Origin of the sequence: Massilia sp. S19_KUP03_FR1 (assembly GCF_036688685.1) — a bacterium.
Lineage (GTDB): Bacteria > Pseudomonadota > Gammaproteobacteria > Burkholderiales > Burkholderiaceae_D > JALYUM01.
Window position 1 is genome coordinate 281,408 of record NZ_JAQQPS010000001.1, and the last position, 25,029, is coordinate 306,436.

A 25,029-nucleotide genomic window follows, 5' to 3' on the forward strand; every position below is an offset into this window, starting at 1 on the left:
GCTGTCTTTACTCGGAAATTGCGTTGCTGATGCCGTAAGCATGCGGCCGCGATCGTGCAACCGCCAGCCTGGCCTGGTCTGCCGAGGCAATCCATTTTTTACTTTGCGCGTACTCGAGAAAAGCCTGGGTGGAGAGCAGCGTGCACGATTTCACGAACATTGCTTTGTTGGCGATAAACCAATGGTCTTCGAACAGGATCACGGGATGGGAAGGGGGGCTGGCCATCTGCAGTTCGATCAGCAAGCTTTGTATTGAAAGCTCGCCAAGGTTTGGGGGCGTTTGATAGCCGGGGTCGGTCGCCCTGCGCGCGGCGATGCCGATGCCGACTTGGGTCGGGTAAGTTGTGATGTTCGGCGCATGCTGGTTGTAGTGCGCCAGCAGTGACTGCGCCTCAATCGACGCATCGGCGCGCTTGCCCCGGTTGATCGTCTCGTCGCGCACGACATCGGTAATGCCGACCTTGAAGTGCGCGAGAAGATGCAGCAAATTGCCTGCTGCCAGAGAGAATAGCGGCCCGGAATCAGGTATCAGCAAGCGGCTCATGCAGTGGCAGGGCGGCTTCTTGCGATGCGTGTTTTGACCGGCTTCGTCTCTGCCTCAATCAGGCAATCCTCCAGCGCGTTCCGCGCTTCTTTCAATTGCTTCTTCACGAAATCATCAGGCAAGCGCGGCAGTGGCAGATTTTTATCTGCCAGCAAATGGAACACGTGGCCTGCATCGGGCAGGTCGAGCTTGCGCGCGGCATCCATGATTGACATGGTCCCCATGCTGACAGCGAGGAGCGTGCTGGTGGTGGGGTCGAGCGCTGGCAAGTGATCCTGCTCTTCCCTGCCAAGCGACGCAAACAACGCCGACACAAGCTTGTTGAGCGAGCCGCCATGCCGGGCGACGTACGCCCTGGCCCTGGCCAGATCACCTTCATCGACTTCGAAACCAATTTTTGCTTTGCCCATGAAGCGCTCCCTCGATTTGATTTGCCCAATGATCATGGGGTTTTTTCGGCGTAAAGTCAAATATGGCCGTGGCCCGGCCATCCGGCTGCGAAGCGCGCTGCGCGAGCCAGCCGCAAGCACATTGCCGCGTCGAAAGGGGCACTGTGCTGACATTCCTGTCCTGCCTGACAGCATTTTCGGGTAAAATTGTCAGTTCGGCGCCGACTTTTTGAACGCACCGTGCTGATCTTCCACAACTTATCGTACCGCTTTTGCTCATGCCAAATTGGCTCTTGCCTGAAAACATCGCCGACGTCTTGCCCTCCGAGGCGCGCAAGATCGAGGAGTTGCGTCGACTGATGCTCGACAACTTCCGTCTGTACGGCTACGAACTGGTGATGCCGCCGCTGCTCGAGTATGTCGAGTCGCTGCTGGCCGGCGCCGGCTCGGACACTGACCTGCGCACCTTCAAGGTCGTCGACCAGCTGTCCGGTCGCCTGCTCGGCCTGCGCGCCGACATGACGACCCAGGTGGCCCGTATCGACGCCCACCTGCTCAACCGCAACAGCGTCACGCGCCTGTGCTATGCCGGCAGCGTGCTGCACACCCGTCCCTCGGGTCTGCACGCCACGCGCGAACCGCTGCAGATTGGCGCCGAGATCTACGGCCACGCCGGCCTGGAAGCCGACGGCGAAATCCAGGAACTGGCGCTGGCGTCGCTGGCCCTGGCCGGTTTCGATGATGTGCGCCTGGACCTGTCGCACGTCGGCATCCTGCGCGCGCTGCTCGATGCCGATGCTGCGGCCAAAAAAGACGAAGCGGCGCTGTATGCGCTGCTGCGCGCCAAGGACACGCCGGGCCTGGACGAATTGACGGTCCACTACGCGCCGGCCACGCGCGCCGCCCTGATGGCGCTGCCTATGCTGTACGGCGACATCGACGTGCTGGGCCGCGCCCGCGAGGTGCTGCCTTCATCGCCCGGCATCACGCGCGCGCTGGCCGAACTGGCCGCGCTGGCGGCTTCCGCCATCGGCCGCGCCGAGGTCGCCATCGACCTGGCCGACCTGCGCGGCTACCAATACGAAAGCGGTGCGATGTTCGCGCTGTACGTGCCGGGCCTGCCGAATGCGGTGGCACGCGGCGGGCGTTACGATCACGTCGGCGAAGCCTTCGGCCGGGCCCGTCCCGCCACCGGCTTTTCGCTCGACCTGCGCGAACTGGCGCGGCTGCTGCCGACGGCAGAGCGCAAGCACTCCATCCGCGCACCCTGGGGCAATGCCCCCGAGCTGCGCGAAAAAATTGCCGCCTTGCGTCAAGCAGGCGAAGTTGTGATCCAGTCCATGCCGGGTCACGACAACGAGCAGGACGAGTTCGAGTGCGATCGTGTACTCGTCCTCGACAATAGCAACTGGATTCTCAAAAACTTAGGTTAGCAAGATGTCAAAGAAAAACGTGGCAAAGAATGTCGTCGTCATCGGTACCCAATGGGGCGATGAAGGCAAAGGTAAAATCGTCGACTGGTTGACCGATCACGCCGCTGGCGTGGTGCGTTTCCAGGGTGGTCACAATGCGGGCCATACGCTGGTCATCAAGGGCCAGAAAACGGCGCTGCAACTGATCCCGTCGGGCATCATGCGCGATGGCGTCAAGTGCTACATCGGTAACGGTGTGGTCGTGTCCGTGCCGGACGTCCTGCGCGAAATCGACAAGCTGGCGGCCATCAACGTGGAAGTGGTCTCGCGTTTGATGATCTCGGAAGCCTGTCCTGCGATTCTGCCGTACCACGTCGCCATCGACGTCGCCCGCGAGAAAGCCCGCGGCGCCTTTAAAATCGGCACGACGGGTAAAGGCATCGGCCCGACCTATGAAGACAAAGTGGCACGTCGCGCGATCCGTATCGCCGACATGTTGAACGAAGAGCGTTTCGGCGAAAAACTGCGCGAAAACCTCGACTACCATAACTTCGTGTTGACCCAGTACCTGAAAACCGACGCGGTCGACTATCAGAAAACATTCGACGATGCGATGGCCATTGTGCCGCGCCTGAAACCAATGGTGGGCGACGTGTCGTCGGCCCTGTACGCCGCGTTCAACGCCGGCGGCAATCTGCTGTTCGAAGGCGCGCAGGGCTCCCTGCTCGACGTCGACCACGGCACCTATCCGTACGTGACGTCGTCGAACTGCGTGGCTGGCAATGCCGCCGCCGGTACCGGCGTCGGCCCGAACATGCTGCATTACATCCTGGGCATCACCAAGGCTTACACGACGCGCGTCGGCTCCGGCCCGTTCCCGTCCGAACTGCCAACCGATGCGGGCGTGGGCGAGCACCTGTCGCGCGTCGGCCATGAATTCGGCACCGTGACGGGCCGCGCCCGCCGCTGCGGCTGGTTCGACGCCGCGCTGCTGCGCCGCTCGGTGCAGATCAATGGCGTGTCGGGCATGTGCCTGACCAAGCTGGACGTGCTCGACGGCCTGGAAACGCTGCGCCTGTGCACCGGCTACAAGATCGATGGCCGCGAAGTGAACATCTTCCCGGTCGGCGCCGAGGATGCCGCACGCTGCGAGCCAGTCTACGAAGAAATGCCGGGTTGGAAAGAGTCGACCGTGGGCGCCAAGTCGCTGGCCGAGCTGCCAGCGACCGCACGCGCCTACATCAAGCGCATCGAAGAACTGGTCGGCGTGCCGGTCGACATGGTTTCCACCGGTCCTGACCGCGAAGAAACCATCGTCCTGCGCCACCCATTTGCAGCGGAATAAGGGAGATGACCATGACGACACCTCCATCGACCGATAAAGACCTCTGGGTTTCCTGGGACGAATACCACCGCATGATCGAGCGCCTGGCGCTCAAGGTCTACGAATCGGGCTGGAAATTCGACCAGGTGCTGTGCCTGGCGCGCGGCGGCGTGCGCCCGGGCGACGTGTTCTCGCGCATTTTCGATGTGCCGCTGGCGATCCTGTCGACCAGCTCGTACCGCGAAGATGGCGGCACCAAGCAGAGCGACCTCGACATCGCCAAGTACATGACCATGACACGCGGCCCGCTGGCTGGCCGCGTGCTGCTGGTCGACGACCTGGCCGACTCGGGCGTGACCTTGCAAAAGGTCAGCGCTCACCTGACAGAAAATTTCAAGGAAGTCACCGAAGTGAAATCCGCTGTCATCTGGGTCAAAGGCACGTCGGCCTACCGTCCTGATTATTACCTGGATGATCTGCCGCACAATCCGTGGATCCACCAGCCGTTTGAAGACTACGATGGCTTGCGTCCGCACCAGTTGGCGGCATGGATGAAAAAGTTCGAGAAGTAATGTTAAAAGCCGCAGATTCTGCGGCTTTTTCGTTTTTGATGCCGCAGTTTTGATATTTCCTCACGGATCTTTCCGCTACCATGGCGGTATGACCCAAAGCTTCTTCCAGACCTTCATTCTCCTGCTGCTCGTTACCGACCCGTTCGGCAACGTGCCCCTGTTCGTCGCGGCATTGAAAGATGTGCCGCCCAAGCGCCGGCCGCGCATCGTGGTGCGCGAGTGCGCGATTGCGTTCATCCTGCTGCTGGTGTTCATGTTCTTCGGGCGCCATTTCCTGGCGGCCCTGCAATTGTCCGAAGTCTCGCTGCGCATCGGTGGCGGCGTGATCCTGTTGATGATTGCGATCCGCATGGTGTTCCCGCATCCCGATGGCGTGCTGGGCCACAGCGAGCACGGCGAGCCGTTCATCGTGCCGCTGGCCATTCCCGCCCTGGCCGGCCCGTCGGCGCTGGCGACCGTGCTGCTGTTTTCCTCGGACAGCATGAACGACGTGATGATTCACGTGGCGGCGCTGGGGGCGGTGGGCGTGGTCTGGCTGGCGGTGTTCCTGGGCGCGGAGAAATTGCAGAATGCGCTCGGGCCGCAGGTCATGACGGCCTTTGAGCGCTTGATGGGCTTGATTTTGACGGCGATGTCGGTGGAGATGCTGCTCAGTGGCGTACGGGAGTTCGTCAAGACGCTGTAGATCTGCCATCCGTTTCACCCACAACAGGACACCATATGCAGACGCTCATTGCCCTTGCCCGCTTTTTGTTTGTGTTGATGTTCGCCATGAGCGCTGCAGGCCTGGCCGGTGCCGCAGAAATATGCCAGCCGTCCAGTCCTGGCTATTTCCACAAATATTGGTCCGGCAAAATCGACGGTAAATATGCAGTCAAGATGGAACTCACCTGCCGGGATGGCACCTTGCAGGGTAATTACTTTTACGTTAACAAGGGTGTGCGGATCAATTTGACGGGGCGGGTCGGACCGGCCGGGACCATGGCACTGGAGGAAAATGCGTGGGGTAACATGCCAAGTACCGGCAGCTTTGCCGGTACGCTTGGCGCGAATCATGTGGACGGCATGTGGACGGCGGCAGATGGCAAACGGTCCTTGCCCTTCGCTGCCGGGCAGACTTCCGAAATCCATCTAGGAACCCGGCGCGAGATTGTCGGTGCGTCGGTGGGCGACTATGCCCTGGCCAGCATCGCTGGCAACGGCGGCGCGAATGCCATGTGGGATACCGGGAAAACAGGGAAAGGCTGGGAGTCGAGCGTATCGTCCAATTCCGGCGGCATGCGCCAGGGCAGCCAGATCAAATTGACGCGCGCGGACCAACGCTTGCTTGATAGCCTGATCATCCGGGTCAGGCCCGATCTGACCACCGAATTGTTCGCCAGCGGGCGCGTGATTCTGACGATTCCCTACAGCGATCGCGGCGCGCAGTTCAATATCAGTTCGGCGGAGAATGCATCAGTGAGGCAATCCCTGGAAAAACAGTGGACGCAGGCACGTCTTGAGGACGAGACCGTGTATCTGCTGGCCCAGGATGGGATTGATTTCAGCCGTCACATTTCGGGCAATTTCGACGGTGTCGTGGGCGATATCCTGCTCGTGACTTATGCGATTGTCGGGAACAGCTTTGATGTCAAATTCATGGCTGGCCAGTGCTGCAGTGAAAGCGTATTCACCTTCAAACGCCAGCAACGGCCGCAACAAAACAAGTAGCGTCAGCACAGACGCTAGTTTGCCTTTCGCGCATCGGAAAGGCATACTCTCGCTATCCCGGCCATTGGCTGCTTACCTGAAAAGACCAACAATGAACTTTATCGCTACCGCAGTCATCCTCTCCGCTGCCTTGTTCGGCGGCGCCGCGTCGGCCGCCACCGCCGTCGCGCCACCAAAACCGCAAGTCGAGATGGGCCTGCAAAAAATCGACACCGTTGTCGGCAAGGGCAAAGTCGCCGCAGCCGGCCAGACCGTCACCGTCAACTACACCGGCTGGATCTACGCGCCAAAAGCGGCAAAGAAACACGGCATCCAGTTCGACAGCTCGATCGGCCGCGAGCCATTCTCGTTCCCGTTGGGTGGCGGCCAGGTCATTCAAGGCTGGGACCAAGGCGTGGCTGGCATGAAGGTGGGCGGCAAGCGCACCTTGATCATCCCGGCGGAACTGGCGTACGGCGCGCGTGGCGTCGGCCCGATTCCAGCCAATTCGAATCTGATCTTCGATGTTGAACTGCTGGACGTGAAGTAATGCAGTGAAATAAAAAAACGGCCGCGAGGCCGTTTTTTCATGGTGAAGCGAATTATTTTCCCAGCATCGACACCACGTTGTCCGTCCCCGGCGCACCGAAGGCTTGCTGCTTGAGAACGTGCAACTGGTCGCGCACCTGCGCCGCTTTTTCGAACTCCAGGTTTTTGGCGTGGTCGACCATGAGCTTTTCCAGGCGCTTGATCTCCTTGCCAATCTGCTTCTCGCTCATGGACTCGACTTTCGCCGTTTCCTTTGCTGTGCCATCGAGCATGTCGCGCTGTGCCTGCGGGCTGTAGACGCCGTCGATCAATTCCTTGATCGCCTTTTTTACGCCGCGCGCCGTGATGCCGTGCTCGAGGTTGAATGCGGTCTGCTTGGTGCGGCGGCGCTCGGTCTCGTCGATCGCACGGCGCATCGAATCGGTGATCTTGTCGCCATACAGAATCGCCACACCGTTCAGGTTGCGGGCCGCGCGGCCAATCGTCTGGATCAGGCTGCGTTCGGAGCGCAAAAAGCCTTCCTTGTCGGCGTCCAGCACCGCCACCAGCGACACTTCCGGCAAATCGAGACCCTCGCGCAACAGGTTGATGCCGACCAGCACATCGAAGGTCCCGAGGCGCAGATCGCGCAGGATTTCAACCCGTTCCACCGTTTCGATATCGCTGTGCAGGTAGCGCACCTTGATGCCGTGCTCCGACAAATATTCGGTCAATTGTTCGGCCATGCGCTTGGTTAGCGTGGTCACCAGCACGCGCTCGTCTTTCTTGACGCGGTCGGTAATCTCGCCCATCAGATCATCGACCTGGGAACGGGCAGGGCGCACGAAAATCAGCGGATCGACCAGGCCGGTCGGACGCACCACCTGTTCGACCACGTTATCGGAATGGGTCTTTTCGTAGTCTGCCGGGGTGGCCGAGACAAAAATCGTCTGGCGCATCTTGCCTTCGAATTCCTCGAATTTTAATGGGCGGTTATCCAGCGCAGACGGCAACCGGAAACCGTAATCAACCAGGTTGGTTTTGCGTGACCTGTCGCCGTTGTACATGGCGGACAACTGGCCGACCAGCACGTGCGACTCGTCAAGGAACATGAGCGCATCCTTGGGCAGGTAATCGACCAGCGTTGGCGGCGGTTCGCCCGGCATTGCGCCCGACAAATGGCGCGAATAGTTTTCGATGCCTTTCGTAAAACCGATTTCCGCCATCATTTCGAGGTCGAAGCGGGTGCGCTGTTCGAGGCGCTGTTCTTCGATCAGCTTGTTCTCCTTGCGGAAGAATTCGAGCCGGTCGCGCAATTCCAGTTTGATCGTTTCGATGGCGCGCAGCACGGTGGAGCGGGGCGTGACGTAATGCGAGCTCGGATACACCGTAAAGCGCGGGATTTTCTGGCGCACGCGGCCGGTCAATGGATCGAACAGTTGCAGCGACTCGATTTCATCGTCGAACATCTCGATGCGAATCGCCAGTTCGGCGTGCTCGGCCGGGAAAATGTCGATGGTGTCGCCGCGCACGCGGAAGGTGCCGCGGCCGAAATCGACTTCGTTTCTGGTGTACTGCATCTGGATCAGGCGCGCAATCACGTCGCGCTGGGCGACCTTGTCTTTCGCGCGCAAGGTGAGAATCATCTGGTGGTATTCGGTCGGGTTACCGATACCGTAAATGGCCGACACGGTGGCCACGATGATGACGTCGCGCCGCTCCATCAGCGACTTGGTGCACGACAGGCGCATCTGCTCGATGTGCTCGTTGATCGACGAGTCTTTTTCGATGAACAGGTCGCGCTGCGGCACGTAGGCTTCGGGCTGGTAGTAATCGTAGTAACTGACGAAATACTCGACCGCGTTTTGCGGGAAGAATTCGCGGAACTCCGAATACAGCTGGGCCGCCAGGGTTTTATTCGGCGCGAAGATGATCGCCGGCCGCCCGGCCTGTGCAATCACATTGGCCATGGTGTAGGTTTTGCCCGAGCCGGTGACACCCAGCAGGGTCTGGTAAAACAGGCCGTCGTTGATGCCTTCGATCAGGCCCGCGATAGCGGTCGGCTGGTCGCCGGCCGGCTCGAACGGCTGATGCAGCTTGAACGGCGAACCCGGGAAAGTAATGACGTTCGGTTCCGGCTCATTGGCGATGGATAAATCTGTCATACATTTCTACCTTTGCTAGAATGGGAGTCCGCCTGCGGCTCCTGCGCATTTGTAATTCCTGGGGCCGCTGTCTATACAACCGCAGCACCCCCGCCGACAATCGATTAGTTTAATCTCATGACTTCCACTGCACCTGCAAGCATTTTCGGCGCCATCGACATGGCCCCGCGCGACCCGATCCTGGGCATCACCGAAGCATTTGTTGCCGATACCAACCCAGGGAAAATCAACCTGGGCGTTGGCGTCTATTATGACGACAATGGCAAAGTGCCACTGCTCGCGTGCGTGCAGCAGGCCGAAGCGACGCTGATGGAAACGCAGACGCCGCGTACCTATCTGCCGATCGAGGGCCTGGCCGCGTATGACAAAGCGGTGCAAGAGCTGGTATTTGGGGCCGACAGCGCCATTATTCAAGAGAAACGCGCAATTACCGTGCAGGCCATCGGCGGCACCGGCGCGCTGAAAATCGGCGCCGATTTCCTCAAGCGCTTCGCGCCAGGGTCAAGCGTTTATATCAGCGACCCGAGCTGGGAAAACCACCGCGCGCTGTTCGAGTCGGCAGGTTTTACGGTCCACAATTACACCTATTACGATGCGGCCACGCACGGCGTCGATTTCGCCGGCATGCTGGCCTCGCTCAAGGCCATGCCAGCGGGCGCCATCGTGGTGCTGCACGCCTGCTGCCATAACCCGACCGGCGCCGACCTGACCGACGCGCAGTGGGACGACATTATCACCGTGGTGCGCGCCGGTGGCCTGGTGCCGTTCCTCGACATGGCTTACCAGGGCTTTGCCAAGGGCATCCTCGAGGACGGCGCCGTGGTGCGCCGCTTCGCCGCCACCCCGGGCGCGCTGCTGGTGTCGAACTCGTTCTCGAAGTCGTTCTCGCTGTACGGCGAGCGCGTGGGCGCCTTGTCGGTCGTGGCCGACAGCGCCGACGAAGCGGCGCGCCTGCTGTCGCAACTGAAACGCATCGTGCGCACCAACTATTCCAACCCGCCGATGCATGGTGGCAAAGTGGTGGCGACGGTGCTGTCCACGCCGGCCCTGCGCACGCTGTGGGAGCAAGAACTGGCCGGTATGCGCGTGCGCATCCGCGACATGCGCGAAGCCCTGGTCGCCAAACTGGCCGCCAAGGCGCCTGGCCGCAACTTCGATTTCGTGCGCCAGCAAGTGGGCATGTTCTCGTATTCCGGCCTGACCAAGGAGCAGGTCGGCCTGCTGCGCAGCGAGTCGATCTACGCGGTTGATACCGGTCGCATCTGCGTCGCTGCGCTGAATGCCAAAAATATTGATCGGGTCGTTGACGCCATCGCAAAAGTCCTCTAAAATCTTGCTTCTTCGTTGATGTGCAAGCGTCCTCGAAGATCAATTCCCTGATAGCTCAGTTGGTAGAGCGACGGACTGTTAATCCGCAGGTCCCTGGTTCGAGTCCAGGTCGGGGAGCCAGAATTTGTTGTACAAAAAAGCCCGCAGCGATGCGGGCTTTTTTGCGTTGAGGCCGGTCGCCGATGGGTATGGCATGCCGTTACACGGAAAAGTGATTTTCCCTGGCCACGGCGCGGGTATGGTGCTCGGCGCCGCGCCAGTCGAAGTCATCGATGCTGGCGTGGATCAGCGCCAGGGCCGCCGCGGAAAAATACGGCGCCAGTGCGGCCAGCACCCGTTTCGGCGGCTCGGGCTGGCAGGCTTTGCAGGCCTCGATCAGTTCGGCCAGCAGGGGTCCGGCGCGTTCGTCGCGCGCCGGCGCGGCGCTATCGGCGCCGGCCAACGGCGGCGCCAGCAGGTCAATTTCGGCCAGCGCGGCGGCTATCGCCGCGTCGAGCTGGGCCAGGGCGGCCGGATCGGGCGCGCTGGTGGCCAGCTGGCGTTCCAGTCCTTGCGCCAGCTCGGACAGCGGCATCAGCCGGACATTCGCGGCGGCGCCTGCCAGCTTGTGCAGTGCGGCGGCGGCGTCGCTGGCGCGCGCCTGCGCCAGCAGTGCGTGTACCGTCGCGGGCGTCGCGGCGAAGCTGGCGGCAAATTTGCGCAGGTAGTGGCGGTAGGTCTCCATCCCGCCCCAGATGTGCAGGCCGGCGGCGACATCGATGACCGGCCGCGCGCGCCGGGGGTGGTCGGCGCCAGCCTCGGTAAGGCGGCGGATCAGGTCGATTGTGCGGGGAATATCGAAGGGCTTGGCGATGAAATGGGTCATGCCGGCGCTGCGCGCGGCATCCTGGTGCGACTGGAAGGCGCCGGCGGTCAGCGCCACGATCGGCAAGTCGGCGAAGCGGGCCATGCCACGCAAAATGTGGGTCGCTTCGATGCCGTCCATGACCGGCATCTGGACATCCATCAATACCAGGTCGACCCCACCCGGGTCGTCCACCAGCCAGTCCACGGCGATGCGCCCGTTGTCGGCCAGGATCACCTCGGCGCCTTCCTCGGCCAGAATGCGGAACGCGACATCGCGGTTGATATCGCTGTCGTCGACCACCAGGATGCGCAGACCGGCCAGCTCGCAGCCGGCGCCGCTGGCAATCGATTCGCTGGCCTCGCCCAGCGCGCGTTTCTTGCTGGCGTCGAGGACGGCGTTGTACAGGGTGGAGGCGGTGATCGGTTTGGTGAGCACGGCGTCGATCAGGCCGAGCGTGCCATCGTCGTGCAATTCGACCGCCTGGTAGGTGCTGGTCAGGACGATGACCGGACACGCGTCGGCGGGCGCCGCGGCGCGGATCCGCCGGGCCGCCGCCAGCGTCGCCGCGCCGCCGTCGTGCCACGGCAGGATCACCGCGCGTGGCAGGCGCCCGGGCGCGGCGCCTGCCACCGCGGCGACCGTCGCTTCAATCGATGCCAGGGTGTCGACCTGCCAGCGCAGCTGGCGTGCGGTGGCGGTCACGATGGCGGCCTGTTCGCCGTCGCGCGCCATCAGCAGAGTCAGCCCCACCATCTCCGGCGACGAGAACAGTTCGCTGCCGGTACTGGCCTGCACCGGGACCGAGAACCAGAACGTGCTGCCGGTTCCGGGCGTGCTGCGCAGCCCGATGCGGCCTTCCATCATGTCGACGATGCGCTTGCAGATGGTGAGCCCCAGGCCGGTGCCGCCGAAGCGCCGGGTGGTGGAACTGTCGGCCTGCGTGAAGGGGGCAAACACGGCGTCTTGTTGTTCCGCTGCGATGCCAATGCCGGTATCGCGTACCTCGAACAGCAGGTCGACCTGGCCGTCGCCCCGCGCGTGCGCGGCAATCGCCAGTTCGACGCTGCCGTGTTCCGTGAATTTGATGGCGTTGCTGGCCAGGTTGACCAGCACTTGCTCGAGCCGCAGCGCGTCGCCCAGCACGTTCGCCACGGCCGCGGGCAGGGGATGGATGACCAGGTCGATATTCCGGGTGCCTACCGCCACGCCCATGGTGGCGACCACATTGTCGATGACTTCCTGCAGCGAGAACCAGCTGCGGTCGATGGTCATCGCACCCGCTTCGATTTTCGAGACGTCGAGTATGTCGTTGATGATGCCCAGCAGCGAACGGCCGGAAGCGCGGATCTTCTGCAGCATGGCGCGCGCGTCGCGGTTGCGGTTGGCGCGCTCGAGCAGGTAGGCCAGTCCGAGGATCGCATTGAGCGGGGTGCGGATTTCATGGCTCATATTGGCCAGGAATTCGGCCTTGCTGCGGTTTGCTGCCTGGGCCGCGTCGCGCGCTTCGAGCAGGCCGCTTTCGGCCAGTTTTTGCGCCGAGATATCCTGCACGAAGATCAGTGTCGCCGGCCCGTCGCTCAAATCGACGCGGGTGGTTGACTTGAAGACCGGCACGGCCGTGCCGTCCTTGCCCAGCCCGACTGCCTCGAAGCGCTGTTCGCGCGCCGAATCGCTGTCGATCAGCGCCTGCTCCTGCGGCAGCGTCGCCAGCGATGCGGTGGCGATCATGGCGTGCCATGGCAAGCCGTGCATGTCTTCGTTTGCGCTGTAGCCATGCAACAGGTTGTAGCGCCGGTTGGTGTAGATAAAATGGCCTTGCCTGAGCATGGCGACAGCGATCGGCGCCTCTTCGATCAGCGTGCGAAAGCGGGTTTCGCTGGCCGAGCGCGCCGCCGCTTCGGTGCGTTCGTAATGGCGCTCGTCTTCGATTTCGCGCAGGCGCCGGCGGCGCGACTGGCTCCATCGCAGCGTGGCAACGCTGGCGCAGAGCAGAATCAAATACAGCACCAAAAACGTGCGCACTTGCAGGTGCAGCGGCGCCAGGACGGTCGCCATCGGGCGTCGCAATTCCAGCGTCATCGTGCTGTCGGTGCGCACGCCGGGCGCGAGCACGCCGATGTGGCGCAGTTGTGGCGCTGCCGGGGCGCTGTCCGTGTCAACCAGGCCGGCGTCAATGAACACGCCGCCCGTGCTGTGCGCCAGGATGGCGCGCAAATCGGGCGCATACAGGGCCGAGCGCAGTTCATCGGCAAACGAGACCGGGTCGAGTACGGCCAGCACCACGCCCCCGAAATGTCCGGCACCGCTTTGCACCACGCGGGTGGCGGTGACGACCACATCGCCGCGGATCGACTTGAACGGCGCGGACAAGTACAGCACCGACGGGTCTCCCCCTTTCCTGGGCTCGGTGAAGTAGGGCCGCTGCGAAGAATTCATGCCGATCAGGTCGGCAGGTACGGAAGCGATAATCGTGCCCCCGTTGTCGACCACGATCATGCCGCGCACGCTGGGCATGGCTTCGACCATCGCCCGCAGACGCCGGTTCACATCGGGTGCGTTGACCGGGTCGTCAATGGACAGCCGGTCGCGGATGATCCCGGTGAGCGCGCGGTCGATGGCGCGCACATTGGTCGCGAGATCCTTGACCAGGATGCTGGACAAGGCGCGCAGGCGCCCGTTCTCGCTGTCGACCAGGCTGCGCTGCTCCAGCACGCGCCAGAGGCCCAGTCCGGCGCCGATCACGATGAGTGCAGCCAGCATGGCCAGCCACTCCCTTGCATGGCGCTGACGCATGGTGCTTGTTTTTCCCGGGGACATGCCCTACGGTAGTCTCAATGCACGAAGTTGTCGACAATAAATCTAACCTGATAATCACGGAAGCGTAAATACAACGCGAAATGCGCGGCCATCGTCGCACAATCTGGCGCAGCGCCGGCGCTTGCCGTCACCACTTTCGCGCCGCCAGGAGGCGGCAAGAAGAAATCTCCTGTTTTCCCTAGGCAAGTGCGAACTGGGCAGCTATAATATTGCCTCACTTCCCTGATAGCTCAGTTGGTAGAGCGACGGACTGTTAATCCGCAGGTCCCTGGTTCGAGTCCAGGTCGGGGAGCCAGAACAAGAAAAAAGCCACGCATTTGCGTGGCTTTTTTTGTTTCTGCAAGATTTTCATCCGTGCCTGTGCACGGCAGGGGCGCCCGCATGGCCGCCCCTGTACCGGCGAACCGTTATACGCGGTTCATCAGGAACGTCGTCAGCAAAGGCACCGGCCGGCCGGTTGCACCCTTGGCGCCGCCCGATTTCCACGCCGTACCGGCGATATCCAGGTGGGCCCAGGTGTACTTGCGCGTGAAGTTTTCCAGGAACGCCGCTGCCGTGCAGCTGGCGCCGCCCGGCGAACCGATATTCGCCAGATCGGCAAAGTTCGATTTCAATTGCTCGTTATACGCTTCCGAGATCGGCAGGCGCCAGGCCGTGTCGCCGGACTGCTTGCCGGCCGCGAGCAGGTCGTCGGCCAGTTGTTCGCAGGCGTCGTCCGCGCGCGTGAACAGACCCGAATTGTGGTGGCCCAGCGCGACCACGCAGGCGCCGGTCAGGGTCGCAATGTCGACCACGCAGGCCGGATTGAAGCGCTCGGCGTAGGTCAGGGCGTCGCACAGCACCAGGCGGCCTTCGGCGTCGGTATTGAGCACTTCGATGGTCAGGCCGTTCATCGAGCTGACGATGTCGCCCGGCTTGGTGGCGCGGCCGGACGGCATGTTTTCACACGCGGCCACGATGCCGATGACATTGAGTTTCAGACCCATTTCACCGATCGCGCGGAAGGTGCCCAGCACCGAACCGGCGCCGCACATATCGTATTTCATCTCGTCCATGCCAGGACCGGCTTTCAAGGAAATGCCGCCTGTGTCGAAGGTGATGCCCTTGCCCACCAGGACCACCGGTGCATCTTTCGCCTTGCCGCCCATGTGCTTGAGGACGATGAATTTCGGCGCTTCTTCGCTGCCGCGCGTAACCGACAGGAAGCTGCCCATTTTCAGCGCTTCGAGCTGTTTGCGCTCGAGCACTTCGATGTCGAAGCCGTAGTCCGCTGCCAGTTTTTTGGCGGTGTTGGCCAGGTAAGTCGGGGTGCAGATGTTGGCCGACAGGTTGCCCAGTTCCTTGGTCAGGCTGGCGCCGTTGGCCACCGCGATCGCTTGTGCAAGCAGGGTTTTGGTGGCGGCGCCACCATCGGCCGCGATAGTCAGCTTGCGCACGCCGGTGATGGCCGGGTCTTTCTTGAATTTCTGGCCGTCGGTGCGGAATTCCGCCTCGGTGGCAGTCATCACCACGCAGCGCATGCTCCACGCCAGGTCGCGCGCTTTCACATCGAGCATCGGTAGTGCGATAATGGCGTCCGTGCTGCCCAGTGCAGCGAAGGCTTTTAGCGCCGCGCTCACGCTCGAGGCAAAACTCTTTTCGCTGATGGCTTCGTCAGCGCCCACGCCAACGAGCAGCACGCGGGCTGCGGCCGCGCCGGAAACGCCGCGCAGCAGCAGGGTCGAACCCGGTTTGCCGGTGATGTCGCCCGACTTGAGTGCAGCGGTAATTTCACCGCCTTGATCGAGGGCTTTTGCTGCCTGCGACAGTTTTTTGTTTTCATACACCGCAACGGCGATGCAGCCTGATTTTGCCGCTGCCAGGGTGTTTTTTGTGTCGAATGCTTTTATGCTAAAGTCCATTTGATTCTCCGTTTGTTTAGTAATGCGCACTGCCTAACCTGTGATTATATCTTTCGAATGATTTTCCGACGCGCCCTCCAACGTGAATTAGCCAGTGCCGCCGGCGCCACCTTCACGGTGTTGTTTACAATCTTTGTCACCTTCACGCTGATCAAGATCCTGGGCAATGCGGCCGGCGGCAAGGTCGCATCGAGCGATGTGCTGGCGCTGATCGGTTTCACAGTCCTGAATTATCTGCCAACCATCCTGATCCTCACCAGCTTTATTTCGGTGCTGGCAGCGGTCACGCGCAGCTACCGCGACTCCGAAATGGTGGTGTGGTTTGCGTCCGGCCTGTCGCTGGCGCGCTGGATCCGGCCGGTGCTCACGTTTGGCTTGCCGGTGGTGGCGGTGGTCGCGGTCCTGAGCACGGTCGTGACGCCATGGGCCAAAATGAAAAGCAATGAATTCATCGAACGCTTTGAAAAGCGCGAGGATTTGAAGCGTGTCTCGCCCGGCCAGTTCCGCGAATCGACCGCAACCAACCGGGTGTTTTTTGTCGAAGGCAGCAGCGACGGTAGCACCGTGGTGCAAAACGTGTTCGTCAACAGCATTGAGAACGGCGTCAATTCCATCGTCGTCGCCAAGGAGGGCGTGGTGGAATCGGATGGCAAGGGCGGCCAGTTCCTGGTGCTCAAAAACGGCCGGCGCTATCAGGGCGTGCCGGGCCAGGCCGATTTCCAGTCGATGGAATTTCAGCGCTACAGCATGCGCGTGGCGACCAAGGTTGCGGTGCTGGGCACCGAGACGCAAACCGACGCCATGTCGACGCCCACGCTGCTGCTGTTAAATAACCAGTTCAGCAATGCCGAATTGTTGTTCCGCATTTCCGGTCCGATCATGTGCTTCATCCTGATGATGCTGGCCATTCCGCTGGGCTTTGTGAATCCGCGCGCCGGCAGTTCCGCCAACCTGATCCTGGCCGTGCTGATTTTCTTTACCTATTCGAATTTGACCAAGGTCGGCGAAAACAGCGTGAAACTGGGCAAAGCGTCATTCGGCATGTCCTGGTGGCCGCTGCACCTGGTGGTCATGCTGACGGTGATCGCCCTGTTTTTCTGGCGCCTGAATGTGAACCACCCTTATCATCCGCTGGTGCTGTGGAATGCGCGCAAGCGCCGTCGCCTGCTGGGGAAATGCGCCAGCCCGACGGCGCCGCAATGAAAGTCCGGAAATGAGAGTTTTACAGCGTTACTTCGCAATCAATATCATCCAGGCGGTCGCATTCGTGCTCGTTGCGCTGCTGGCCCTGTTCACCTTCATGGACCTCACCTCCGAATTACCGTCGGTAGGGAAGGGTGGCTATTTATTCCAGCATGCGGTGATCTATGTGGCCTTGCTCATTCCCGGTCATATCTACGAGCTGATGCCGATTGCGGCACTGGTCGGCACCATTTACGCGATGGCGCAATTTTCATCGAGTTCCGAATTCACCATCATGCGGGCGTCCTCGATGTCGACCCGGATGGCGGGCGGCATGTTGTTCAGGATTGGCATCCTGTTCGTCGCGATCACGTTTATTTTTGGCGAACTGGTGACGCCGCGCACGGCGCCGCTGGCAGAAAAATTGCGCCTGGCAGCCAAGGGCTCCACGATGACGCAAGCGTTCCGCTCGGGCATGTGGACCAAGGATATCGTGCATGCCGACGGCGTCACCGGGCCGGTGAACGGTTCGCGCTTTTTCAATGTGCGCCAGATCCGCACGGACGGCACACTGGTCGACGTCAAACTGTATGAGTTCGACGCCAACATGCGCATGCGCTCCCTGATCACGGCCGCAACGGCCACGTTCGGCGGCAACAATTTCTGGCGCCTGGCCGATGTCACGGAAACCCGGTTTACCAATTCCCGCACCTTGCCGGCGCCCGGCGCGCCGCTGCCACCGGGCACCACGATCCAGAGTGCCTACGGCCAGGAAACCGCTGGCGTGACGACCCGCAAGCTGGCGACCCTGGAAATTGCGTCCGAAATCACGCCGCGTATCCTGTCGGTGTCGGCCGCCGATCCGGCGCGCATGTCCGCCACTGAGCTGGCTGTGTACACGCGTCACCTGGCCGAAAACCGCCAGGAAACGGAGCGCTTTAAAATCGCGTTCTGGAAGAAATTGATCGATCCCCTGGCCATTTTCGTGCTGATGGCGATGGCCCTGCCGTTCGGTTACCTGCAGGCGCGCAGCGGCGGCGTCAGCCTGAAGATTTTTATCGGCATCATGCTTGGTGTCGGTTTCATGCTGCTCAACACGCTGTTTTCGCACCTCGGCGTGCTCAGCACCTGGCCCGCGTTCGTGACTGCGGTGGTGCCGAGCGTCCTGTTTTTAATCCTCGCATTGATTGCGATCTGGTGGGTGGAGCGACACTGATGACACTTATTGCCCCAAACCGCGCGTTGGTGCTGTTTGCCCACGGCGCCCGCGCGCCCGGCTGGGCCGCGCCATTCGAGCGCCTGCGCGACCAGGCGGCCATGCGCCTGCCCGGCGTTGCGGTCTCGCTGGCTTTTCTGGAATTGATGGAGCCGCGCCTGCCGGCCGAAGTGGCGGCCCTGGCTGCGGCGGGCGTGACGGACGTCACCATCGTGCCCGTGTTTCTCGGCGTCGGTGGTCACTTGCTGCGCGATCTGCCGGCGCTGGTGACCCAATTGCAGCTCGATCATCCCGCCATGCACGTCACTGTGGCCGGCGCAGTCGGCGAAGACCCTGGCGTGATTGCCGCCATGCTGGCGTACTGCATCGGTACCCTGGAGGCTTGACCCGGGTTTTTCCGTCACGCCCTTGTCGGGCATCATAGCCGTGCTTGTGATTGCCGAACACACTGCCCCCACGCCACTCTGGCGGACTCACGCGGGGCAGATCATGTTGACAACTATCATCAAAAGCTTGTTTTGCGGCGTGCTGCGTGTCGGCTTTCTCTTGCGCTTGCAGCGCTGGCCGGCGTCACTGCTGGTGCAATGGCGCTGCGCCAGGCGCATCGACGCGATGACGCACCGCTTGCTGTGCATGCGCGCCAAGATTCGGGCGCTGTCCGGGCATCTGATGTCGGGTGCGCTGCGCGGGGCGCTCGATCCGGATGGCACGCTGGCCCTGATGCTCGCGGACCTGAAAGAAGAGACGCGCACCTTGCGTTACCAGTTGGCGCAGTGGCATGTGAAGGAATGCAAGGGCAGGGCAGGGATGCGGCTGAAGGCGTCGATGCTGGTGCTCAATCGCATTGCCGCGGAGACGTATGCGGCGGCCGACCGGCTGGCGTGGGACATTCTCGAGCACGACGCGCGCCTGCCCGGTTGACGGCTACCTGTCAGGCCAGCCGTCTGCGCTCTTCCGGCATCGCATCGGCCAGCTGGTGCGTGCGCATCTCCAGCGCATTGCCGATCATAACCAGCACCGGCCCGTTGGGAGCCTCGAGTCCGCGCGCCAAATCCGCCAGTGTCAGGCGCAGCACGCGCTGGTCGGCGCGGCTGACGTTCTCGATCACCACCACCGGCGTGGTGCCAGCGCGTCCCTGCGCCAATAAACTGAGCGCGGTGGCGATGGCTTCGCGCCCGCCCATGTACTGCACCAGGGTGTCGGTGTTGGGCACGGTCACCAGGCCATCGAGTTCCGGCGCGGTGCTCGACGTAAAGAAGGCCACGCTGCGCGACACGCCGCGCTTGGTCAGGGGTTGGCGCGTAGCGGCGGCCGCGGCCAGTGCAGTGGTGATGCCAGGCACGACTTCGACGTCGATCCCGGCTTCTTCGAGTGCGCGCAATTCTTCATCGGCGCGGCCGAACAGCATCGGGTCGCCGCCTTTCAGGCGCACCACGATGGCGTGCTTGCGGGCATTGTCGACTAGTTGCTTGTTGATGAATTGCTGCGCTGTGGACAGCTGGCCGCAGCGTTTGCCGACCGCGATTTTTTCTGCTTGCGGGCACAGTTCCAGCATCTCGGGCGTGACCAGCGCGTCATGCAACACCACGTCGGCGCTTGCCAGCAGGCGCGCGCCGCGCAGGGTGATCAAATCCTGGGCGCCGGGGCCGGCGCCGATCAGGTAGACTTTTCCGAGAGTTGCCATTGCGTGATCCTTGTTTATCCTAAACGAATCATACCTGCCGCGACCGTCTGGTGGGTCACTTCATCGATCAGGATGAAGGCGCCGGTGGCCCGGATGTCGTCGTAGGCATCGGCTGCCAGCGGCTGCTGCACGGTCAAGGAGACGCGCGCGATATCGTTCAGCTTCAGGCCGCTCGCCGGGTGGCGCTGCTGGGTGTTGATGTCGAGCAGCGTATCGATGGCCGTGACCCTGGCCGCGGTCTGGCGCGTACCGTGCTTGAGCCAGTATTTGCGGCGCAGGTCGATTGGTTCGTCGGCCATCCAGCACAGGTCGGCGCTGACCTGCTTTAATAATGTCGCCGGTTGCGTGGCGCCAGCGAGCATGTCGCCGCGCGAGACGTCCAGGTATTCATTGAGCAGCAAGGTGATCGACTGGCCGGCGACCGCCGACGCGTGCGAGCCTTCCAGCGTCAAGATATCCTTCACGGTGGCGCTCTGGCCCGAGGGCTGCACCACCAGCGTATCGCCCACGGCTACCTTGCCCGATTCGATGCGTCCCATGTAGCCGCGGAAATCGTTGGCTTCGTGGCCATTGTGGCGCGCCACCAGTTGCACCGGGAAGCGGAACGGGGCGTCATGCGACGCGTCATACACCGACAACGATTCGAGCAGCGTGATCAGGGTCGGGCCCTGGTACCACGGCATGTTCACGGTGGGCTCGACGACATTGTCGCCAGTGAGCGCAGACAGCGGAATCGCGGTGATGTCCTTCAGCCCCAGCGAGACGGCAAATTCTTTATATGCCGCAACGATGCGGTCATAGATCGCCTGGTCATAATTGATCAGGTCCATCTTGTTGACTGCGACCACCACGTGCTGGATCTGCAGCAGGTGGGCAATGGTCGAATGGCGTTTGGTTTGAATCAGCAGATCCACGCCGCCGTCTTCGCGCAATTTTACTTTCGAGACGTCGACCAGGATGACCACGGCGTCGGCTGTGGAAGCACCCGTGACCATGTTCCGGGTGTACTGCTCGTGGCCGGGGGTGTCGGCAATGATGAACTTGCGTTTCGGCGTGGCAAAGTAACGGTAGGCCACATCGATGGTAATGCCTTGCTCGCGCTCGGCCTCCAGGCCGTCGGTCAGCAGCGACAGGTCGACCGCGTCGCCCACGGTGCGCTTGTGTTTCGAGCGCGACATGGCGTCTAACTGGTCGGCGAAGATGCCCTTGCTGTCGAACAGCAGGCGGCCAATCAGGGTGCTCTTGCCGTCATCGACGGAGCCGGCGGTAATGAAGCGCAGCAGGCCGGATTGATTGGTGTTATCGGTGAGTGCGTTCATCAGAAATAGCCTGCTTTCTTGCGTTTTTCCATCGAGGCTTCGGAGGTCTGGTCATCCATCCGGGTGGCGCCCCGTTCAGTAATTTGCGTCACGGCCGTTTCGGCAATGATGGCGTCGAGGGTGGTTGCATCGGAGGCCACCGGGCAGGTGCACGAAATATCGCCCACGGTACGGAAGCGCACCACCTGCGTTTCGACGGTTTCGCCTTCGCGCGCCGGGGTCAGGTCGGTCAGCGGCACCAGCAAGCCATTGCGCGGAATCACCTGGCGCTCGTGCGCGAAATAGATTGGCGGCAATTCCAGCTGTTCGCGGGCGATGTAGAGCCACACGTCGAGTTCGGTCCAGTTCGAGATCGGGAACACGCGCATGTTTTCACCCGGATGGACGCGGGTGTTATACAAATCCCACAGTTCGGGGCGCTGGGCTTTTGGATCCCACTGGCCGAATTCATCGCGGAACGAAAAGATGCGTTCCTTGGCGCGGGCCTTTTCTTCATCGCGGCGCGCGCCGCCGATGCAGGCGTCAAAGCCGTATTCGGCGATGGTTTCCAGCAAGGTCACGGCTTGCGCGGCGTTGCGCGAGTCGGTGGCCGGATTGCGCAGCCGCACCGTGCCCTTCTTGATGGAGTCTTCGACCGAACCGACGATCAGGCGCTCACCGAGTTCGGCGGCGCGCTTGTCGCGGAAGGTGATCACTTCCTGGAAATTGTGGCCCGTGTCGATGTGCACCAGCGGGAACGGGAATTTACCCGGCCGGAAGGCTTTTTCGGCCAGCCGCAGCAGCACCACCGAATCTTTGCCGCCCGAGAACAGCAGGGCAGGATTGGTGCATTCGGCCGCGACTTCGCGCAGGATGTGGATGGCTTCGGATTCAAGCACATCGAGGTGGCGGGCGTTGACATCGGTCAGTACGCCGGCTGCCAGGGTCTGGTTCGTCATGTGGAGCCTGTTCTTTGGATGCTGGGGATCAATCGGCCAAGGGTGTTGATTGATTCATGCCGATTTGATTCGGATAAGTTTGCCGTCGACCATGTGCAGGCCGCATTCCTTGGAGTCGGGGTTTTCCCACCACCAGCGGCCGGCACGCACGTCTTCGCCTGGTTGCACGGCGCGCGTGCACGGTGCGCAGCCAATCGACGGGAAGCCCTGGTCGTGCAGCGCGTTGTACGGGACGTTGTTGGAACGGATGTAGTTCCACACGTCCTCTTCGCGCCAGTCGGCCAGTGGATTGAACTTGGTCAGGCCGTGGGCCGTGTCGAGTTCTTGTACGGCCAGTTCGGCGCGTGTGCTCGATTGCGCGCGGCGCTGCCCGGTCACCCAGGCTTGCTTGCCGGCCAGGGCGCGGCCCAAGGGTTCGACCTTGCGGATGCGGCAGCATTCGCGTCGCATGTCCACGCTGTCGTAGAACGCATTCAAACCGTTTTGCGCGACGTACTGCTCGACCGCCGCCGGATTCGGGTGGAACAGGTCGATGGTGTAGCCATAATGCGCCTTGACCTTGGCCAGCACGTCGAGCGTCTCCGGGTTCAGGCGGCCCGTTTCCAGCGAGAAGATGCCGATTGGCAGCTTCGCCTTGAGAATCAGGTCGGTCAGGACCATGTCTTCGGCGGCCAGGCTGGAGGCGAACACGGCGGGTGAAAAATCGCGTGCGACGCGCGCCAGTGTGGCGCTGGTCATGGTCACCAGTTCATCGAGCGAGTGGCCGTGCGCAACCGGATTAAATTCCGTAGCCGACATCGCTGTCTCCCGGGGCATTGTCCGTCACTGCCGCGCGCGGGGCGCGGCGGAACAGCGGCTGTTTCTGGTCGACCGAGGCCTGGTAAACCTCCGAAAACACCGAAAAACCTTTCAAGGCGTCGTCGATGTTGCGGTCTGGGCGGGGCGCATACGCATCGAAGCCGACACGCTGCATCGAGAACAATTGATCGCGCAGCACGTCGCCGATGGCGCGCAATTCGCCTTGGTAATGCATGCGACGCCGCAGATTAAACGCGATCGACATGCCGCGGCCATCCGTAAACTTGGGGAAATTGACGGCGATGACGGCAAACCGGTCGAGGTCTGCCCGAATGTCTTCCGGCCGCTCGTCGGCGCCGAGCCAGACGCCGATCTCGGCGCGACTGGCCAATTGCTCGCGCTGGGCTTGCCACACCAGGAGCGGCACGATGATCTTGCCTTCCGGAATCACGACCGTGTCCGGGCTTTCGGTTTCATCCAGGCGCAGGACGCGCCAGTCGTCGGCGACGATGGCCTTGTTCTTGATGATCTGTGGGTGCAGTTCAAGCATAGTGGTCTTCTCCTACTGGCGCGCCAGCAACAATCGGCGTGGCGTAGACATGTTCCTTGAACGGGGCAATCCCCAGGCGCTGGGCGGTGTCGACGAAGCGCTCGCCTTCGAAGCGGGAGCGCACGTACACCTCCAGCAGGCGGGCGATGACTTCCGGCATTTGCAGCGCGGAGAACGACGGGCCAATGATCTTGCCGATGGCGGGATTGTTGCCCTGCGCACCGCCGATCGACACCTGGTACCACTCGCTGCCATCCTTGTCGACCCCCAGCACGCCAATCGAACCGACGTGGTGGTGGCCGCAGGCATTGATGCAACCGGAGATATTCAGTTCGATGTCGCCAATATCGTGCTGGAAATCGAGGTTATCGAAACGCTCGGCAATTGCGGCGGCAATCGGCAGCGACTTGGCATTGGCCAGCGAGCAGAAATCGCCGCCCGGGCAGCAGATGATGTCGGTGAGCAAACCGATATTCGGCGTGGCCAGGCCGCGCGCCTTGGCTTCTTGCCATAGCGCGAACAATTGATCCTGGCGTACGTCGGCCAGCACCAGGTTCTGCTCGTGGGTCGGGCGAATTTCGCCGAAGCTGTAGCGGTCGGCCAGATCGGCAATAAAGTCCATTTGCTCGGCGGTGGCGTCGCCCGGTGGCACGCCGGTTTTCTTCAGCGACAGCAGCACAGCCGCGTAGCCCGGCGCCTTGTGCGGCTTGACGTTGCGGTTCAGCCAATTGGCAAAGGCTTTGTTGTCCGCGTGCTCGCGCAGCGGATCGATGTTGGCCAGCGGCGCATACGCAGGCGGCGCAAAATATGCCGAGACGCGGTCCAGCTCTTCCTGCGTCAAGGTTTCCGGGCCATCTTTCAGATCAAGCCATTCGGCTTCGACCTGGCGCGTGAATTCTTCTACGCCCAGCGCCTTCAATAAAATCTTGATGCGGGCCTTGTATTTGTTGTCGCGGCGGCCGTACTGGTTGTACACGCGCATCACCGCTTCCGTGTAGGTCAGCAGGTGTTGCCACGGCAGGAAATCGCGGATCACGCTGCCGAGGATGGGCGTGCGGCCCATGCCGCCACCGGCCATGAAACGGAAGCCGATCTCGCCGGCGTCGTTGTAGACGACCGACAGGCCGATGTCGTGCACGGCAATGGCGGCGCGGTCTTCCAGGGCGCCGTTGATGGCGACCTTGAATTTGCGCGGCAGGGCAATGAATTCAGGGTGAAAAGTGCTCCACTGGCGCAGGATTTCCGCGAACGGGCGCGGATCGATGATTTCATCGGCCGCCACGCCGGCGTACTCGTCCGACGTGATGTTGCGGATACAGTTGCCGGAGGTCTGGATGGCGTGCATCTCGACCGAGGCCAGGTCGGCCAGAATGTCGGGTGTGTGCTCGAGCTCGATCCAGTTGTATTGAATGTTCTGGCGCGTCGTGAAGTGGCCATAGCCGCGGTCGTACTTGCGGGCGATATGGGCAAACATGCGCATTTGCGCGGACGACATCAGGCCGTACGGAACGGCCACGCGCAGCATATAGGCGTGGCGCTGCATGTACAGGCCGTTTTGCAGGCGCAGCGGCAGGAACTCCGATTCTTCGAGTTCGCCCGAAAGACGGCGCGCTACCTGGTCGCGGAACTGGGCAATGCGCTCGCGTACGATGAGGTGGTCATACTGGTCGTAAAGATACATGGTTCAATCCTGGTGATGGGCGCGGCGCCGCGCCAATAGTCTTCCCCTACACTAGCTAACATGATACGTTCCGGGTGCCTTATTCCAAAGGACCGAGAATTTATTTGCTTATATGCGCTGGAAGCATAAGCAATCTTATAAAAT

General features: G+C 61.9%; 22 protein-coding genes and 2 tRNA genes. 13 read left to right on the top strand and 11 right to left on the bottom strand.

All coding sequences use genetic code 11. The annotated features are described in order from the left end of the window. Positions 1–7: 7 nt before the first annotated feature. Both V6M87_RS01245 and V6M87_RS01250 read right to left on the bottom strand, forming a co-directional pair. Positions 8–544, bottom strand: a complete 537-nt coding sequence (locus V6M87_RS01245; RefSeq protein ID WP_332847897.1) for a hypothetical protein — start codon at positions 542–544, stop codon at positions 8–10. Beyond that, the gene (locus V6M87_RS01250; RefSeq protein ID WP_332847898.1) at positions 541–990 is read right to left on the bottom strand and encodes a hypothetical protein; all 450 of its coding nucleotides are present in this window, start codon (positions 988–990) and stop codon (positions 541–543) included. The genes V6M87_RS01245 and V6M87_RS01250 overlap by 4 nt, the downstream gene beginning before the upstream one ends. A 221-nt stretch (positions 991–1,211) precedes the next feature. Here V6M87_RS01250 and V6M87_RS01255 point away from each other — a divergent pair, with 221 nt between their 5' ends. The 6 genes from V6M87_RS01255 (at position 1,212) to V6M87_RS01280 (ending at position 6,480) form a co-directional block, all read left to right on the top strand. Beyond that, the gene (locus tag V6M87_RS01255; protein WP_332847899.1) at positions 1,212–2,366 is read left to right on the top strand and encodes an ATP phosphoribosyltransferase regulatory subunit; all 1,155 of its coding nucleotides are present in this window, start codon (positions 1,212–1,214) and stop codon (positions 2,364–2,366) included. Between the two features lie 4 nt (positions 2,367–2,370). Then, complete coding sequence (locus V6M87_RS01260; RefSeq protein WP_332847900.1) at positions 2,371–3,690, top strand: adenylosuccinate synthase; 1,320 nt, start codon at positions 2,371–2,373, stop codon at positions 3,688–3,690. A gap of 11 nt (positions 3,691–3,701) precedes the next feature. Continuing rightward, the gene (locus V6M87_RS01265) at positions 3,702–4,241 is read left to right on the top strand and encodes a phosphoribosyltransferase (protein ID WP_332847901.1); all 540 of its coding nucleotides are present in this window, start codon (positions 3,702–3,704) and stop codon (positions 4,239–4,241) included. A gap of 88 nt (positions 4,242–4,329) precedes the next feature. Further along, on the top strand, positions 4,330–4,926 hold the full coding sequence (locus V6M87_RS01270; RefSeq protein WP_332847902.1) for a MarC family protein: 597 nt from the start codon (positions 4,330–4,332) through the stop codon (positions 4,924–4,926). A gap of 35 nt (positions 4,927–4,961) precedes the next feature. Next, on the top strand, positions 4,962–5,951 hold the full coding sequence (locus tag V6M87_RS01275) for a hypothetical protein (RefSeq protein ID WP_332847903.1): 990 nt from the start codon (positions 4,962–4,964) through the stop codon (positions 5,949–5,951). A gap of 91 nt (positions 5,952–6,042) precedes the next feature. Next, positions 6,043–6,480, top strand: a complete 438-nt coding sequence (locus V6M87_RS01280) for an FKBP-type peptidyl-prolyl cis-trans isomerase (protein WP_332847904.1) — start codon at positions 6,043–6,045, stop codon at positions 6,478–6,480. 52 nt (positions 6,481–6,532) lie between these two features. Here V6M87_RS01280 and uvrB read toward each other — a convergent pair whose 3' ends face one another. Next, entirely contained in the window at positions 6,533–8,623 is a 2,091-nt protein-coding gene (gene uvrB / locus V6M87_RS01285; protein WP_332847905.1) for an excinuclease ABC subunit UvrB, read from the bottom strand. Positions 8,624–8,740: 117 nt separating this feature from the next. On the opposite strand from uvrB, the gene V6M87_RS01290 reads away from it, so the two are divergent. Then, the gene (locus V6M87_RS01290) at positions 8,741–9,952 is read left to right on the top strand and encodes an amino acid aminotransferase (RefSeq protein ID WP_332847906.1); all 1,212 of its coding nucleotides are present in this window, start codon (positions 8,741–8,743) and stop codon (positions 9,950–9,952) included. Positions 9,953–9,996: 44 nt separating this feature from the next. Continuing rightward, positions 9,997–10,072: transfer RNA gene (locus tag V6M87_RS01295), tRNA-Asn, on the top strand. A gap of 79 nt (positions 10,073–10,151) precedes the next feature. Here V6M87_RS01295 and V6M87_RS01300 read toward each other — a convergent pair. Further along, on the bottom strand, positions 10,152–13,592 hold the full coding sequence (locus tag V6M87_RS01300) for an ATP-binding protein (protein ID WP_332847907.1): 3,441 nt from the start codon (positions 13,590–13,592) through the stop codon (positions 10,152–10,154). 243 nt (positions 13,593–13,835) lie between these two features. On the opposite strand from V6M87_RS01300, the gene V6M87_RS01305 reads away from it, so the two are divergent. Then, positions 13,836–13,911: transfer RNA gene (locus tag V6M87_RS01305), tRNA-Asn, on the top strand. A 112-nt stretch (positions 13,912–14,023) separates the two neighbouring features. Here V6M87_RS01305 and V6M87_RS01310 read toward each other — a convergent pair. Then, the gene (locus tag V6M87_RS01310; protein ID WP_332847908.1) at positions 14,024–15,517 is read right to left on the bottom strand and encodes a leucyl aminopeptidase; all 1,494 of its coding nucleotides are present in this window, start codon (positions 15,515–15,517) and stop codon (positions 14,024–14,026) included. Between the two features lie 57 nt (positions 15,518–15,574). On the opposite strand from V6M87_RS01310, the gene lptF reads away from it, so the two are divergent. The 4 genes from lptF to V6M87_RS01330 all read left to right on the top strand — a co-directional run bounded on the left by lptF (position 15,575) and on the right by V6M87_RS01330 (position 18,836). Further along, positions 15,575–16,720: an LPS export ABC transporter permease LptF gene (lptF, locus tag V6M87_RS01315; RefSeq protein WP_332847909.1), complete on the top strand. Its 1,146-nt coding sequence runs from the start codon at positions 15,575–15,577 to the stop codon at positions 16,718–16,720. A gap of 10 nt (positions 16,721–16,730) precedes the next feature. Next, positions 16,731–17,915, top strand: coding sequence for an LPS export ABC transporter permease LptG (gene lptG, locus V6M87_RS01320; protein ID WP_332847910.1), 1,185 nt, complete (start codon positions 16,731–16,733; stop codon positions 17,913–17,915). Then, a complete protein-coding gene (locus V6M87_RS01325; RefSeq protein WP_332847911.1) occupies positions 17,915–18,301 on the top strand; it encodes a sirohydrochlorin chelatase in 387 nt (128 codons plus the stop codon). Before lptG ends, V6M87_RS01325 begins: the two co-directional genes overlap by 1 nt. Before the next feature lie 103 nt (positions 18,302–18,404). Further along, complete coding sequence (locus tag V6M87_RS01330) at positions 18,405–18,836, top strand: hypothetical protein (protein ID WP_332847912.1); 432 nt, start codon at positions 18,405–18,407, stop codon at positions 18,834–18,836. Between the two features lie 10 nt (positions 18,837–18,846). On the opposite strand, the gene cobA is transcribed toward V6M87_RS01330, so the two are convergent. The 6 genes from cobA to V6M87_RS01360 are packed head-to-tail and all read right to left on the bottom strand — an operon-like array spanning position 18,847 to position 24,885. Then, the gene (cobA, locus tag V6M87_RS01335; protein ID WP_332847913.1) at positions 18,847–19,599 is read right to left on the bottom strand and encodes a uroporphyrinogen-III C-methyltransferase; all 753 of its coding nucleotides are present in this window, start codon (positions 19,597–19,599) and stop codon (positions 18,847–18,849) included. A gap of 14 nt (positions 19,600–19,613) precedes the next feature. Next, entirely contained in the window at positions 19,614–20,918 is a 1,305-nt protein-coding gene (locus V6M87_RS01340) for a sulfate adenylyltransferase subunit 1 (RefSeq protein WP_332847914.1), read from the bottom strand. Then, positions 20,918–21,856, bottom strand: a complete 939-nt coding sequence (gene cysD / locus V6M87_RS01345; protein ID WP_332847915.1) for a sulfate adenylyltransferase subunit CysD — start codon at positions 21,854–21,856, stop codon at positions 20,918–20,920. The genes V6M87_RS01340 and cysD overlap by 1 nt, the downstream gene beginning before the upstream one ends. Before the next feature lie 54 nt (positions 21,857–21,910). Next, entirely contained in the window at positions 21,911–22,654 is a 744-nt protein-coding gene (locus V6M87_RS01350) for a phosphoadenylyl-sulfate reductase (protein ID WP_442920539.1), read from the bottom strand. Beyond that, entirely contained in the window at positions 22,635–23,204 is a 570-nt protein-coding gene (locus V6M87_RS01355) for a DUF934 domain-containing protein (protein ID WP_332847916.1), read from the bottom strand. The genes V6M87_RS01350 and V6M87_RS01355 overlap by 20 nt, the downstream gene beginning before the upstream one ends. Continuing rightward, positions 23,197–24,885 (bottom strand): nitrite/sulfite reductase, encoded by a 1,689-nt coding sequence (locus tag V6M87_RS01360; RefSeq protein WP_332847917.1) that lies wholly within the window; start codon positions 24,883–24,885, stop codon positions 23,197–23,199. The genes V6M87_RS01355 and V6M87_RS01360 overlap by 8 nt, the downstream gene beginning before the upstream one ends. Positions 24,886–25,029: the final 144 nt, after the last annotated feature.